This window comes from Streptomyces sp. SAJ15 (assembly GCF_007595705.1).
Lineage (GTDB): Bacteria > Actinomycetota > Actinomycetes > Streptomycetales > Streptomycetaceae > Streptomyces.
On sequence record NZ_NISY01000015.1, the window covers coordinates 83,237 to 97,337 of the forward strand.

A 14,101-nucleotide genomic window follows, 5' to 3' on the forward strand; every position below is an offset into this window, starting at 1 on the left:
GCCGTCGTCGGGTTCCGCCCTCCGGAGGGGCCTCGCCGGGGTTCCTCCGGGGCGCCGTCCGCGGAACGGCGGGGGAAACGTCCCGCGAATGCCCCGGATCGGCGCGTCGTCGGGAATGAACCGGATGGACCACTGATACGGGAATCGCATCCGGGGATCGTTTGTTAGCCTTGCTGTGGCACCGGCTCGATCCAAGCCCCCGGGCCCAACCTTCGTCGCTTCGAGCGACCACTTGCCGCGAGGCGAGCATGGCGGGTCGGTGCCACCTCAGCATTCAGCCGAACAGGTCCGCGTCAGTTCATGACGCGGACCTGTTCGGCTTGCGGGCCCTTGCGGCCCTGCACGATTTCGAACTCCACCTGCTGTGCGTCGGTGAGGCTGCGGTATCCGGTGCCGTTGATCGAGCTGTAGTGGACGAAGACGTCCGGTCCGCCGCCGTCCTGGGCGATGAACCCGTAGCCCTTCTCGGCGTTGAACCACTTGACGGTGCCCTGGGCCATGCCCGTGCTCCCTGCTGCTTTGCTGTTATCTCGAAAATGACCTCCGCGCGCGGTGCGGCAGCCGCGCTGCGCGGTCTCCGCACACCGCGTGTCACCCGCGTTTTCGCGCACGTGGTCGCCGCCAGATCCTAGGGACTTCGGCGCCGCGCGCCGCCCCGCCTCGCCCGGCCGTTCCCGCGAAGGAGTGGGGGCTTCCACCCGGCTGACCCCATCTCGTATTGCAGAACAATATTTCCGAAACTCGGGGTTGGTTACCTCGTACCGACAGGTAGGTGCGACCATCTGATGGCGTGGGCCCAGGGGCTCCCTGGTCCGCGGTTACACGTGAAACAAGGGAAAGCAGAGGAACACGGCCATGGCAACGGCGCCTAGCGTCTCGTACTCGATGACGGTCCGACTGGAGGTGCCGGCCGGTGGCAGCGCCGTGAGCCAGCTGACCACGGCCGTGGAGTCCTCCGGCCAAGGCCGCCCTCTTCAAGCGCTTCGCCGGCATCGACGCCTGGCCGATCTGCCTGGACACCCAGGACTCCGATGAAATCGTCGCCATCGTAAAGGCGATCGCCCCCGGCTTCGCCGGCATCAACCTGGAGGACATCTCCGCCCCGCGCTGCTTCGAGATCGAGGCCCGGCTGCGCGAGGCCCTGGACATCCCGGTCTTCCACGACGACCAGCACGGCACCGCCATCGTGGTGCTCGCCGCGCTCACCAACGCGCTGCGGGTGGTCGGCAAGGCCATCGAGGACGTGCGGGTGGTCATGTCCGGCGCCGGCGCCGCGGGCACCGCGATCCTCAAGCTGCTGATCGCCGCCGGCGTCAAGCACGCCGTGGTCGCCGACATCGAGGGCGTGGTCCACGCCGGCCGCGCCGACCTGGTCGACGCCGATCCCGAGTCGCCGCTGCGTTGGATCGCGGACAACACCAACCCCGAGGGTGTCACCGGCACGCTGAAGCAGGCGGTGCGCGAGGCCGACGTGTTCATCGGCGTCTCCGCCCCCAACGTGCTGGGCGGTGAGGACGTCGCCGCGATGGCCGAGAACGCGATCGTCTTCGCGCTGGCCAACCCCGACCCCGAGGTGGAGCCGGCCCTCGCCCGGCAGACCGCCGCGGTGGTGGCCACCGGCCGCTCCGACTTCCCCAACCAGATCAACAACGTGCTGGTCTTCCCGGGCGTCTTCCGCGGCCTGCTGGACGCCCAGTCGCGCACCGTGAACACCGAGATGATGCTCGCCGCCGCGCGGGCGCTCGCCGACGTGGTGCACGACGAGGAGCTCAACGCGAACTACATCATCCCGTCCGTCTTCAACGACAAGGTCGCGGGGGCCGTCGCGGGCGCCGTCCGGGACGCCGCCCGGGCCGTGACCGCGACGGTCGACGTGAACGGCGTCTGAGGCCGGGAGAACCGCTTGTCGCGCGACGCGCCGCCCTGCTGGGACGGCGCGTCGCGCGGTGTGCCACTTGGCCCCTCGCCATAGGGTGACGGGCAGAAAAAACGGCCGTCACGGCGCTCTTCGTGTGACCTTCGAGGGCGCCGGATTGGCTTTCCCGCCACAGGTGCGGGCAGGATGCGTTCCGGGCGCGAGGGTCTGAACCAGTGGACCCGGGTCCGGGGACTGTCCGAGGGCCCTGGCAGCATCGGCTTCGATCTCACGCCTCATTGGCAAGAAGAACACGGGAGTACAACATGAACCGCAGTGAGCTGGTGGCCGCCCTGGCCGACCGCGCCGAGGTGACGCGCAAGGACGCCGACGCCGTCCTGGCCGCCTTCGCCGAGACCGTCGGCGAGATCGTCGCCAAGGGCGACGAGAAGGTCACCATCCCCGGCTTCCTGACCTTCGAGCGCACCCACCGTGCCGCTCGCACCGCGCGTAACCCGCAGACCGGCGACCCGATCCAGATCCCGGCCGGCTACAGCGTGAAGGTCTCCGCGGGCTCCAAGCTCAAGGAAGCCGCCAAGGGCAAGTAAGGCCACCGCGCCCGTCGTGCGGGCGTGAGAAGAGGGCGGCCACCCGGGGAAGGGTGGCCGCCCTCGGCGTTCCATGGGGCCTGTGCGGCCGTCTACGGGCCTGTGCGGGCCCGCGGCGGGCCGCCGGGCCCCGTACGTCGTGTACGGCCTGTACGGGCCGTACAGCCCCGTACAGGCCGTACGGGGCTGACGGCGAACCAGGGCGGGGCCGGCCGGTGAGCCGGCGCCGCGTCAGGAACCGCTGGGGAGCTCGACCTTGGCGCCGAGGCTCTGGAGCTTCTCCATGAAGTTCTCGTAGCCGCGGTTGATCAGGTCGATGCCGTGCACCCGGGAGGTGCCCTGCGCCGCCAGCGCCGCGATCAGGTAGGAGAAGCCGCCGCGCAGGTCGGGGATGACCAGGTCGGCGCCCTGCAGCTTGGTCGGTCCGGAGACGACCGCCGAGTGCAGGAAGTTGCGCTGGCCGAAGCGGCAGGCCGAGCCGCCCAGGCAGTCGCGGTAGAGCTGGATGTGCGCGCCCATCTGGTTCAGCGCCGAGGTGAAGCCCAGCCGGGACTCGTAGACCGTCTCGTGCACGATCGACAGGCCGGACGCCTGGGTCAGGGCGACCACCAGCGGCTGCTGCCAGTCGGTCTGGAAGCCGGGGTGGACGTCGGTCTCCAGGGCGATGGCGTTGAGCGAGCCGCCCGGGTGCCAGAAGCGGATGCCCTCGTCGTCGACCTCGAAGGCGCCGCCGACCTTCCGGAAGGTGTTGAGGAAGGTCATCATCGAGCGCTGCTGGGCGCCGCGCACGTAGATGTTGCCCTCGGTGGCCAGCGCGGCCGACGCCCAGGAGGCCGCCTCCAGGCGGTCCGACAGGGCGCGGTGGTTGTAGCCGCCGAGCTTGTCGACACCGGTGATCCGGATGGTCCGGTCGGTGTCCATGGCGATGATCGCGCCCATCTTCTGCAGCACGCAGATGAGGTCCTCGATCTCCGGCTCGACCGCCGCGTTGGACAGCTCGGTCACGCCCTCGGCCAGCACGGCCGTCAGCAGGACCTGCTCGGTGGCGCCGACCGAGGGGTAGGGCAGGCGGATCTTGGTGCCGCGCAGCCGCTGCGGGGCCTCCAGGTACTGGCCGTCATCGCGCTTCTCGATCGTCGCGCCGAACTGCCGCAGCACCTCGAAGTGGAAGTCGATGGGCCGGCCGCCGATGTCGCAGCCGCCCAGGCCCGGGATGAAGGCGTGGCCGAGGCGGTGCAGCAGCGGGCCGCAGAAGAGGATCGGGATGCGCGAGGAGCCCGCGTGCGCGTCGATGTCCGCGACGTTGGCGCTCTCCACGCGGGTCGGGTCCAGGACCAGCTCGCCGGTCTCGTCGCCGGCGCGCACGGTCACGCCGTGCAGCTGGAGCAGGCCGCGCACCACGCGGACATCGCGGATGTCGGGCACATTGCGCAGCCGGCTCGGCTCACTGCCGAGCAGCGCGGCGACCATGGCCTTGGGCACGAGATTCTTCGCGCCGCGGACACGGATCTCGCCTTCCAGCGGGGTGCCGCCGTGGACGAGCAGTACATCATCGATGCCGGTCATCTGGTCTCGCGTTCCTGGGATGGGCAGGGGCAGAGCAAAAGAGTAAACGCCGCGCGAAGCGCCTCCGTCAGGCCGAGGGGGTCGTTTCGGCAACCGGAGCGCGGTATTCACACGCTCCGTGCGGGCGTGGGGACGGGCGGTTACGGAAGCGGGTGTTCCGGGTGACGTCCGTGCCACCGGCCGGGTCGCGTCCGCCGCCGCGAGGGCGGCGACCCACGCTCCGTGCGGCCCCGACGACCCAAGGTGATCCCCGGCGACGTGCGCCGCGCCTGCGTTCGTACGCCCCGGCCCGCGCTCGGACGGGACTCGTCTTCCACTCCCCCTCCGGGCCCGAAATGGGGGATCATGTGGCCATGACCGAGGTGTCCTCGCTCACAGGGCGACTGCTTGTCGCGACACCCGCGCTGGCCGACCCGAACTTCGACCGCGCGGTGGTGCTTCTCCTCGACCACGACGAGGAGGGCTCGCTGGGGGTTGTGCTCAACCGTCCGACGCCGGTGGGGGTCGGGGACATCCTGGAGTCCTGGGCGGCGCTGGCGGGGGAGCCGGGGGTGGTCTTCCAGGGCGGCCCGGTCTCCATGGACTCCGCGCTGGGCGTGGCCGTGGTGCCCGGCGAGGCGGACCGGGAGGAGCGGGCGGGCCTGCCCTCCTCGGTGGCCGGCGACGGGCCGCTGGGCTGGCGCCGGGTGCACGGCGCGATCGGCCTGGTCGACCTGGAGGCGCCCCCCGAGTTGCTGGCCGCGGCCCTCGGCTCGCTGCGGATCTTCGCGGGGTACGCCGGCTGGGGCCCGGGCCAGTTGGAGCAGGAACTGTCCGAAGGCGCCTGGTACGTGGTCGAGTCGGAGCCCGGCGACGTGTCCTCGCCCGACCCGCAGCGGCTGTGGCGCTCGGTGCTGCGGCGACAGCGCAGCGAACTGGCGATGGTGGCCACGTATCCGGACGATCCGTCGCTCAACTGACGCCCGCACCCGCCGATTCGACCCGACCGGCCGGACCCCGACCGGCGGGGCGTTTTTCGGCCGGACGAAGCGGACCCCCGGGGCTCGTCGAAGTTCCCCGCCGGGCAGTCGTGTTGGGGGCGGGCGTCGACCGGTCACGGCTCGGGCCGGGTGGTGCCGCTGACCGTGTCGACCACCAGCGGCCGCTTGGCCGGCTCGCCCCGGCCCAGCAGCCGCCCGCCGCCCGCCGCGCGGTCCACCACCACGGCCACCCGCTCCTCGCGCGGCAGCAGCCGCCCGCCGGCCGTGTCGCTCGCCGCGCGGGCCGTCGCGAGCGCCGGGGCCGGGGCGCGCTCGGCGCCGGCGACCGCCGCCGCCCACGCGCCGCCGCCCGGGGCGCCGCGCTGCCGGGCGCTGGCCTGGGCGGGGCGGCGCGCGCCGTGGGCATGGCCGGATATGCCCTTCCCGGGCGGCGGCCGGGGTGGCAGCGCTGGGGCCGGCGTGGCGCCTGGGGACAGCGCGCCCGCCGCCCGCCGCCCCGGCCGCCTCGGGTGCGGAGAGCCTCGGCCCGGCCGCTCCCCGCACCCGACGGGCGTGAGTACCCTTGGTCCGTATGAGCACTCTTGAGCCCGAGCGCGGGGCAGGTACGGGGACCCTCGTTGAGCCGACACCGCAGGTGTCGCACGGTGACGGCGACCACGAGCGCTTCGCCCATTACGTACAGAAGGACAAGATCATGGAGAGCGCGCTCTCCGGATCTCCGGTGGTCGCCCTGTGCGGCAAGGTCTGGGTGCCGGGTCGTGACCCGAAGAAGTACCCGGTCTGCCCGATGTGCAAGGAGATCTTCGACGGCATGGGCGCCGGCGACGACAAGGGCAAGGACGGCAAGGGCGGCGGCAAGAAGTAGCCAGCCGGCCGGCCGCGTCCGGCGGCCCGGCTGACCGCCCACGGCGCGCCCGGTCGACACCCCCGCGAGACGGGGGGCCGACCGGGCGCGCCGCGCTGTGCCCGCCCCGCGACGGCCGTCGCGCCTTGTGAACAACGCCTCGGGAGGCGAGCGCGCGGACCGCGGAAGCCCGCGCCCGACCGGCGCTCCACCCGGGGTCGAGCGCCGCGGGGCAGGGGAACAGCGGGTGGCGGCCGACGCCCCGGCCCGCCGATCGCCACGAGGGGTGCGCCATGCGGCTGTGGGGACTCGACCGCTCCGAGCGACGCCTCGTGGACCCCGGACTGCCCCAGGCGGCGCGGCTCCCCTACCCCGACGGCTGGTTCGCCCTGGCCACCAGTGCGGAGCTGAAGCCCGGCACGGTGCTGAACCGGCGGCTCACGGGTGAGGACGTGGTCCTCTACCGGACCGCGAGCGGGCGGCCGCGCGCCGTCCGGCCCTACTGCCCGCACCTGGGGGCACACCTCGGCCACGGCGCCACGGTCCGGGGCGAGAACATCCGCTGCCCTTTCCACCACTTCCGGTTCGGCCCGGACGGGGTGTGCGTCGCGACCGGCTACGGAACCCCGCCGCCCAAGGCCCGGCTGGCCACCCTGCCGTGCCGGGAGCTGGACGGCCTCGTCTTCGTCTGGCGCCACGCCCGACACGAGCCCCCGTCCTGGGAGATCGAGGCGCTGCCGCCCGAGGGCTTCCCGGAGCCGTACTGCGTGCTTCTCACCCGGCGGGACCACCCGCAGGACGTCATGGAGAACCTCGTGGACTACGGGCACTTCCTCCCGGTCCACGGCTACCGGCTGGAGGTCGTCAGCCCTCCCCGGTTCGAGGGCACGCGGCTGGAGACGGCCAACCGGATCCGTACCGGCCGGGCCGGTGCGGCCTGGAAGATCTCCGCGGCCTCGCCCGTGTCCCGGGTGGTCATGCAGGGGCTCGGTGTGGTCCGGGTCCAGGTCGACAGCCCCCAGTTCCGGTTCCGGGCGCGCGGCTGGTTCTGCGTCACGCCCACGGACCCCTGCCGGGTCGAGATCCGCATGGCGGTCGCCCTGCGCCCGGCCGGCACCGGTCACGGTCGCCTCGTCCGGACGCTGGTGGCGCTGGCGGCCCGCCCGTACACCTGGCTGGCCGCGCGCGACAACGCCGAGGACGTCCCCATCTGGGAGAACAAGACCCATCTGGCGCACCCGCGGCTCACCAAGGGGGACGGTCCCATCGGGAGGTTCCGCCGGTGGGCGGAGCAGTTCTACAGCGAGCCCCTCGGGAGCGGGGCGGAGCGGCTCGACGAAGGCCCGCCCGCGGGCCGCGGACGAGGCGGCTGAGCGGGCGGGCGGGTGGAGCGGGTGGGGCTACCGCCGGGTCGCGCGGGCGAAGGCCGTACGGGCCCACAGGTAGCCGGCCAGGGTGAGACCCGCGCACCAGGCGAGGGAGATCACCGCGCTGTTGCCGATCTCGGTGCCGACCAGCAGCCCGCGCAGGGTCTCGATCATCGGGGTGAAGGGCTGGTACTCGGCGAAGTACCGCAGCCCGGTGGGCATGGAGTCGGTGGGCACGATGGCGCTGCCGAGGAAGGGCAGGAACGTCAGCGGCATGGGCAGGTTGCTGGCGGTCTCGACGGACTTGGCCACCAGGCCCATGGCGACGCAGAGCCAGGTGAGGGCGAGGGCGAGCAGGGTGAGCAGCCCGGCGGCCGCCAGCCACTCCACGGGCGTGGCGTCGGGGCGGAAGCCGACGGCGAGCGCCACGCCGGCGACGAGCGCGAGGCCCACCAGCGTCTGGATCACGCTGCCGACGACATGGCCGGTCAGGAAGGAGGACCGGGAGATCGACATGGTGCGGAAGCGGTTGACGATGCCCTCGGTCTTGTCGGTGCAGACGCTGATGGCGGCGGACAGGGCGCCGTTGCTCGTGGCCATCAGGAGGATGCCGGGGGCGACGTAGTCGATGTACTCGTCGCCGCCGGTCGGCATGGTGCTGATGCCGTCGCCCAGGGCGTTGCCGAAGGCGTAGTTGAACAGCAGGAGCATCATGACGGGCATCGCGGCGACCATGAGCGTCAGGGACGGGTAGCGCAGGGCGTGCTTCAGGTTGCGCCGTAACATCGTCAGGGAGTCGCGGGTGGCGTACGAGGCGGTGCTCATCGGGCGTGCTCCTCGCGGGTGTCGGTCGGCTGGGCGGCGGCGGGGTCGGTGGGCCGGGGGCGTCCGGTGAGGGTGAGGAAGACGTCGTCGAGGTCCGGGGTGTGCACGGTCAACTCCTCGGCCCGGACCCCGGCGTTGTCGATGACGTCGAGTACGGCGCGGAGGGTGGGCACGCTGCCGTCGCTGGGGATCCGTAGGGTGAGCGCCTCGCTGTCGCGCGAGATGGCGACGGAGCCAAACAGGGCGGCGGCCGCGTCGAGCGCCGGGGCGTCGGCGAACCGCAGCCGGATGTGACCGCCGGGGATGAGCCGCTTGAGCTCCTCCGCGGTGCCCTCGGCGACCAGCTTCCCGTGGTCCAGGACGGCGATGCGGTCGGCGAGCTGGTCGGCCTCCTCCAGGTACTGCGTGGTGAGGAAGATGGTGACGCCCTCGTCCGCGACCAGGCCGCGGATGATCTCCCACATGGTGCGGCGGCTGCGCGGGTCGAGCCCGGTGGTGGGCTCGTCGAGGAAGATGATCCGCGGGTCGCCGACCAGGGTCATCGCCAGATCCAGCTTGCGCCGCATGCCGCCGGAGAGGGTGGCGGCGGGCTTGCCGGCGGCCTCGGTCAGCTCGAAGCGGTGCAGCAGCTCGGCGGCGCGGCGCCGTCCCTCGCGGCTGTCCAGGTGGTTCAGGTCCGCCATCAGCGTCAGGTTCTCCCGCGTCGTCAGCAGGTTGTCGACGGCGGAGAACTGGCCGGTGACGCCGATCGCGGCGCGTACGCCCTCCGGTTCGCGGGCCAGGTCGTGGCCGGCGACGCGCACCTCGCCGCCGTCGGCGGGGATGAGCGTGGAGAGGATCTCCACGGTGGTGGTCTTGCCGGCGCCGTTGGGGCCGAGCAGGGCGAAGACGGTGCCTTCGGGGATGTGCAGGTCCAGTCCGTCGAGGACGACCTTGTCACCGTAGGACTTGGACAGTCCGGTGGCGGAGATGGCGGCGGTGCGGGTGTTTTGGGCGGTGAGTGTTCCTGTGGTCATGCCTGCCTCTTCGATGGGTGAGCTGGCGGGTGACGGAGGGTATGGCTGAGGGGCGCGCTGGCGAGTGACGGCCAGGTTCCGGCCGATGGGCGCGCTGGCGGGTTCAGTGGGGCGCGGCCGACGGGCGCGCCGGTGGGGGTGTCGGAGGGCCGGCCGGTCAGGCGCGGCGGATCACGACGTCGCCGTAGCTGGTGCGGGCGTGCACCTCGACGGTCCGGGTGGAGGTGCCGGGCCCCTGGGCGGGGCCGAGGGAGTTGCGCACCTGGCCGAACTGGGTCTGCGCATCGAGCCAGGCGGCGGTGGACTCGGGGATGCCGACCTCCAGGTCGCCGACGGCGGTCCGCAGCGCGATCCGGCCGCTCGCCACCTCGTGGACGCGGATGGCGCCGTTGGCGGACCGGGCGTCGACCCCGGAGTGGGCGACGTTCACGGAGATGCGGCCGTTGGCGGACTTGGCCCGCAGCTCGCCGACGGCCTCGCCGACCTCGATGTCGCCGTTGGCGTTCTCCACCGTGGTGGCGCCGGCGACCTCGCCGATCTCGATCCGGCCCGCGCCGCTCACCTCCGCGTCCCCCGAGGCGCGGTCCAGTCGGATGTCGCCGTGGCTGGTCTTCAGCCGGACCTGCGCGGCGTCCTCGACGTGGAGGTCACCGAGCGAGGTCTTCAGCCGGCAGTCCCCCAGCAGCCCCGCGCAGGTGACGTTCCCCAGGGCGGTGACGCCGTCGATCTTCGAACCGGCCGGCAGCTCGACGCGGACGTCCAGCATGCCGGGCTTGCCGAAGAGTGAGCGCTTCTTCGGCCCCTTGACCGTCAGCCGGCCGTCCGCGTAGCCGACCTTGGTCTGCTCGGCGGCCTGGATGTCGGCGTCCCGGGTGGTGTCCTGCGGCTGCACCTCGACCACGGTCTCGGCGCGCTTGCCGGCGGTGATGCGGATCGATGCGACCTCGAACTCGAGGGTGGCGGTGATGGGCGCTGGGGTGTCGAAAGCAGGCATGGCTGTCCCGTCCTCTTGGCTCAGGTGTGCGTTTCCGCTGGTGGCAGCGGTGAAGTGGCTGGTGGCAGCGGTGAGGTGAAGGTGGTGGTGCGGGGCGGCGCGGGGTGGCTAGCTGACCCAGCCCGTGTAGCTGCTCTGGCCCCGGCGGCTGCGCTCGGCGGGGCGGGGGCGCTGCTCGGCGGGGGCCAGGGCGGTGGCGGCGGCCCGTACCAGCCAGGCGTTGACCGACAGGCTCTCCTGGCCGGCGGCCTCCTCGATCCGCGCCTTCAGGTTCGCCGGCAGCCGGAAGTTGATCCGCGCGGTGCCGCCGTCCTCGACGTCCACGGGCGCCGCCGCCCGCCCGCCGGCGGGCGGGCCCGGCGGCTGCTCGTCCGCCGCGGCCGGCTCCTGCCCCGGCGCCGGCGTCACGACGAACTCGGGGTCGAGCCCGCGCAGCCGTACGTCGACGGACCCCGGCGCCAGCTCGCGGGTGACCTCGCCCATGGCGGAGGACAGCGCGTTCAGCAGGGTGAGCCGGGTGGCCGACTCCAGAGGCGCGGTGAGCCGCTCGGCCAGCTCCCGGGCTTCCTCACCACCGGCGGCCGCGGCGACCGCGAGCTCGTGCCGGAGGTTTTCGACGTAGGGCGTGAGGTCCATAACGCCAGTATGGCGCCATCGTGGCGCCATTGCAAGCGGGAGTGGCGCCGGGTGGCGCCGCTTGGCGCCGACGGGTGGCGTGGAGCGGCCTGGCGCCGTGTGCCGTACGGGGTGTGCGGGCCTGGGGTGGCCCGAGATCCAGCACGCTTGTGCGCCAGGCGTGGCGCCCAGGTGGCACCTTGTGGCGCCGTGTGGCACCGCGTGGTGTTGCCTGGCGTCACGTGGCACCGTACGGCATCGCGTGGCGTCGTATGGCGCTCCCTCGCTCCCGGGGCGGCCCGGCCCCGGGAAAACCACTACCGGCCTCGGAAGCCCGGCCCTACGATCCCGCCCGTGCCCAGACCCCATGGCTTCACCTACACCCACCACGCCGACGGCACGGTGGACATCACCCACCACGGCCGCCCCGCCGCAACCCTCCGCGGCCCGCGCGCACAGAAGTTCCTCGCCGAGGTCGAATCCGGCGACGAGCAACTGGTGATGGCGCGCTGGACGGGCGCGTACAAGTTCGGCAACGAGCGGGTGGCGCGGAACCATCCGCGCAATCAAGGCCGGCGCTGACCGGCGGTACACGATGGCCGTCAGGGCTTGCGGGGGCGCCCGTCACCGAACTCCGCGGAGTTGCCGGCTGGCGTCGTGCCCAAGGGCGCAGAATTCAAGACATTCAATCCGAATGTCGGCTTATCGCGATGTTGCGGTGTTAGCTTGTGCGCGCTCATTACTGATCACTTCCAGGGGGTCACTTTGCGTATATGCACAAGACTTGCTGCACTTACGTCGACGGCAGTGGTTGCGGCCTTGCTTCCGCTGGCGGGGATCGCGCCGGCTCACGCGGATGCGCCCAAGAAGCAGTGCGACATTGTCTACGGCGCACAGAAGGTCTTCTGGGCGATGACGTGTAGCGAACCGGGAGAGTCGATGATCGGCGGCTTCGCTACCTGGCGGAATGTGCCCATCACCTTTGACCGGGTGGCCACACCTCACGAGACGGTACAGGCGTCCAATTACCTGAGGGTCACGCCGAACAACGAGAAGTCGCCGTTCGCGCCCAACATCGAGATCGGTCTGTACGCGGAGAAGACAGGTAAGACCACCTCCACCTACGGCCCGCGCTGGACCGAACTGGGCAAGCACGGTGGACGGACGAAGGCCATCACCGCCGGGGTGAACCCGAACAAGGCGGACCGGCGTAACCACACTTACCTGACCATCCGCAAGGACAAGGGTCACCAGTGGGACGTGCTGTACGACTTCAACCAGGTCGGCAGCACCACCGATCAGCTCAAAGTGGTCCTCGGCCTCAACCGGATCGATACCGGACTGGAAGTCATGGGCCCGCAGTACGTGAACGTGCCGGACATCGGCGATCGCATGCAGTTCCTGGACCTCAACCGAACCTGGCACAGGATCAAGACGAAGAACACCGCCAAGGTCATCTCGCTTCCCGGGTGCGGCAAACAGAAGAAGCCCCCGTACTGTTTCAAGACGCGGCTCACCGGCGGGCAGTCCTTCACTCAGTGGACGGTGGGCAAGCCGCGTAAGCAGCAGGCCGTTCCGGCCGCTCAGGAGACCGCACCACCGGCCCCGACGGTCAGTGGCTCCGTACCCCGCGTGTTCAACGGCGTGGACCAGAGGGCGCTGCAACAGTGCTTGGCGAAGGACCCCGACGCCTGCCTGAATACGGTTCCCGGCTTGTCTCGATGCGTGCGCACCGCGCGGGTGTGCAACGCCACCGCCCTGCATGCCGTTCCCTCCTCGGCGGACCCCGTCGCACCCGCCGGCGTCAGCGCATCCGCGGTCCGGGCCCGCGCCGCCGCCTCCTTCGCCGTGGCCCCGGAGGGCGTCAGCGTCACCAGCGCACGGACACCAGCCGAATTCCCCGTCGCGTCCGTCGGCCCCCGCGTGTGGACGGTGAAGTCGTCGCACACCACTCCCGGCCTGGAGAAGCGCGGCCTTCGCTTCACCGGCTTCCGTGCCACGTACTCCGCGCAGACCGGCCAGCTTCTGGAGGCGTGCTGGGGTCAGATGTGCCGCTCATAGGCGGCCGTGGCTCATGTTGCACATCCCACCGACACGCCCACTTCCCATCGCCAAGGAGCACACCTTGTCCCAGCGCCTCCAGCTGACCCGACAGTGGAAGCGCGGTGCGGTCACCGCCTGCGCCCTTACCCTGCTCGCCGCAACCGGAGCCGCAGCGGCCCCTGACGGAGGTCCTGCCGCACCCAAGCAGAAGAGGTACGAATGGGTGGACGCCTCTACGGTTCCCGCTGAAGAACTGAGCGATCTGCCCAAGCCGGTCCCGTTTAGCCAGTATCAGCGCAGCCGCGGCAAGAACACCGCATCGAGGCCCTCTCCGAACCCCAAGTCGGCTGATGAAGCCTTACGCAAGGAGTGCGCCAAGCACGAGAAGGAAGCCAAGACCGTCAAGGGGTGGGTCAAAAGCCGCTGGCAGAGCTGCCAGAAACGCCCCTACGACCTGGTGCTTCGGTCCCTGGACGGCACCAGGGACATAGGTCGTCTCAAGTTCGACGTCTGGATACTCGGCCGCGCCCACGACGGCAGCAGACGGGCGGACTACACCGCCAGCGTCGAGGACATCATCGTGCAGGCTGTCCACGGCGAGGACGCGAAGAAGTGGCGCATCGGGCAGTCCTTCGACCTCGGTATCGACCTCAACGACAGCGACCCGGACCCCAAGGTCACCGAGCCTGGGGTGATCAGGCGGGATGAGCTGCTCGGAGTGTGGGACAAGACCCCCTCGTGGCAGCTGACGTATACCTCTCCCGACAAGGGACCGCAGTACGACAAGGGCAACCGCCAGCGTGTCGCGGCCATGCTGTTCATGGACCTCAATGCCGGCTCGCCGAACGCCTTGCCCTACTCTCTCGCCGGCTCCTACCGCTCCCTCGCGCGCTTCGACTACGCGGGTCCCGCAGTCGGCAAGCACATGGGAACCGTCTTCACCGAGGCGCGGGTGGCGCTCAGGTTGAGCATGAAGGACCCGGCCGTGAACGAGAGCGCTCTGCACATCTATGACGCTCAGAATCGCCCTGAGCGGACCTTCCCTTCTTGGCTGGGCAAGTCGGTTCCTGGAGCCAAGGAGCCGCTGCACCGGCTCATGGACAAGGGCAAGCGAGATCTGAATCGCAAGAAGGCCATCAGGGCCTGCACGGAGGTGTGGGGCAGCTACAGCGGCAGTGGCCTCGACTGCGACGAGTACCCCTTCGCCTCCACCAAGGAGGGCGCCAACGCGGGCAACAACAAGTTCTCCGTCCGCCTCTTGAGTAGCGACGACAATCAAACCGTCGGTACGAAACGTCTGAATGGCATGTACCAGGCAAACCGCGTGCTGGACGGCGATCCGTTCTATGTGACCATCGTCTCCTGAGTCTCATCGCCGGAGGAACCTC

13 protein-coding genes and 1 pseudogene are annotated in these 14,101 nt (G+C 71.1%); 8 read left to right on the top strand and 6 right to left on the bottom strand.

What is annotated here, in order from left to right:
• Positions 1-293: 293 nt before the first annotated feature.
• Positions 294-500: a cold-shock protein gene (locus CD790_RS28800; RefSeq protein ID WP_144386300.1), complete on the bottom strand. Its 207-nt coding sequence runs from the start codon at positions 498-500 to the stop codon at positions 294-296.
• Between the two features lie 461 nt (positions 501-961).
• Between CD790_RS28800 and CD790_RS28805 the strand changes: the two are divergent.
• Positions 962-1,888 (top strand): annotated as a pseudogene (locus tag CD790_RS28805) (NADP-dependent malic enzyme); the annotation flags it as partial.
• A 293-nt stretch (positions 1,889-2,181) separates the two neighbouring features.
• Positions 2,182-2,463, top strand: a complete 282-nt coding sequence (locus tag CD790_RS28815) for an HU family DNA-binding protein (RefSeq protein ID WP_007382399.1) — start codon at positions 2,182-2,184, stop codon at positions 2,461-2,463.
• A gap of 231 nt (positions 2,464-2,694) precedes the next feature.
• Here CD790_RS28815 and murA read toward each other — a convergent pair whose 3' ends face one another.
• Positions 2,695-4,029: a UDP-N-acetylglucosamine 1-carboxyvinyltransferase gene (murA, locus tag CD790_RS28820; protein WP_144386301.1), complete on the bottom strand. Its 1,335-nt coding sequence runs from the start codon at positions 4,027-4,029 to the stop codon at positions 2,695-2,697.
• 353 nt (positions 4,030-4,382) lie between these two features.
• Between murA and CD790_RS28825 the strand changes: the two genes are divergently transcribed.
• The 3 genes from CD790_RS28825 to CD790_RS28835 all read left to right on the top strand — a co-directional run bounded on the left by CD790_RS28825 (position 4,383) and on the right by CD790_RS28835 (position 7,226).
• A complete protein-coding gene (locus CD790_RS28825) occupies positions 4,383-4,988 on the top strand; it encodes a YqgE/AlgH family protein (protein WP_144386302.1) in 606 nt (201 codons plus the stop codon).
• A gap of 592 nt (positions 4,989-5,580) precedes the next feature.
• Positions 5,581-5,874 (top strand): DUF3039 domain-containing protein, encoded by a 294-nt coding sequence (locus tag CD790_RS28830; protein ID WP_144386303.1) that lies wholly within the window; start codon positions 5,581-5,583, stop codon positions 5,872-5,874.
• A gap of 272 nt (positions 5,875-6,146) precedes the next feature.
• Positions 6,147-7,226 carry an aromatic ring-hydroxylating dioxygenase subunit alpha gene (locus tag CD790_RS28835; protein WP_144386304.1) on the top strand — a complete coding sequence of 360 codons (1,080 nt, stop codon included), beginning with the start codon at positions 6,147-6,149 and terminating at the stop codon, positions 7,224-7,226.
• A gap of 27 nt (positions 7,227-7,253) precedes the next feature.
• On the opposite strand, the gene CD790_RS28840 is transcribed toward CD790_RS28835, so the two are convergent.
• The 4 genes from CD790_RS28840 to CD790_RS28855 form a co-directional block, all read right to left on the bottom strand.
• Entirely contained in the window at positions 7,254-8,045 is a 792-nt protein-coding gene (locus tag CD790_RS28840; protein ID WP_144386305.1) for an ABC transporter permease, read from the bottom strand.
• Positions 8,042-9,061, bottom strand: a complete 1,020-nt coding sequence (locus tag CD790_RS28845) for an ATP-binding cassette domain-containing protein (protein WP_144386306.1) — start codon at positions 9,059-9,061, stop codon at positions 8,042-8,044. Before CD790_RS28845 ends, CD790_RS28840 begins: the two co-directional genes overlap by 4 nt.
• A gap of 157 nt (positions 9,062-9,218) precedes the next feature.
• Positions 9,219-10,055, bottom strand: coding sequence for a DUF4097 family beta strand repeat-containing protein (locus CD790_RS28850; protein ID WP_144386307.1), 837 nt, complete (start codon positions 10,053-10,055; stop codon positions 9,219-9,221).
• 108 nt (positions 10,056-10,163) lie between these two features.
• The gene (locus CD790_RS28855) at positions 10,164-10,691 is read right to left on the bottom strand and encodes a hypothetical protein (protein ID WP_144386308.1); all 528 of its coding nucleotides are present in this window, start codon (positions 10,689-10,691) and stop codon (positions 10,164-10,166) included.
• A gap of 333 nt (positions 10,692-11,024) precedes the next feature.
• Here CD790_RS28855 and CD790_RS28860 point away from each other — a divergent pair, with 333 nt between their 5' ends.
• The 3 genes from CD790_RS28860 to CD790_RS28870 all read left to right on the top strand — a co-directional run bounded on the left by CD790_RS28860 (position 11,025) and on the right by CD790_RS28870 (position 14,079).
• Complete coding sequence (locus CD790_RS28860) at positions 11,025-11,252, top strand: hypothetical protein (protein WP_186319287.1); 228 nt, start codon at positions 11,025-11,027, stop codon at positions 11,250-11,252.
• A 237-nt stretch (positions 11,253-11,489) separates the two neighbouring features.
• A complete protein-coding gene (locus CD790_RS28865) occupies positions 11,490-12,731 on the top strand; it encodes a hypothetical protein (RefSeq protein ID WP_260867963.1) in 1,242 nt (413 codons plus the stop codon).
• Between the two features lie 64 nt (positions 12,732-12,795).
• Positions 12,796-14,079: a NucA/NucB deoxyribonuclease domain-containing protein gene (locus CD790_RS28870; protein ID WP_260867964.1), complete on the top strand. Its 1,284-nt coding sequence runs from the start codon at positions 12,796-12,798 to the stop codon at positions 14,077-14,079.
• Positions 14,080-14,101: the final 22 nt, after the last annotated feature.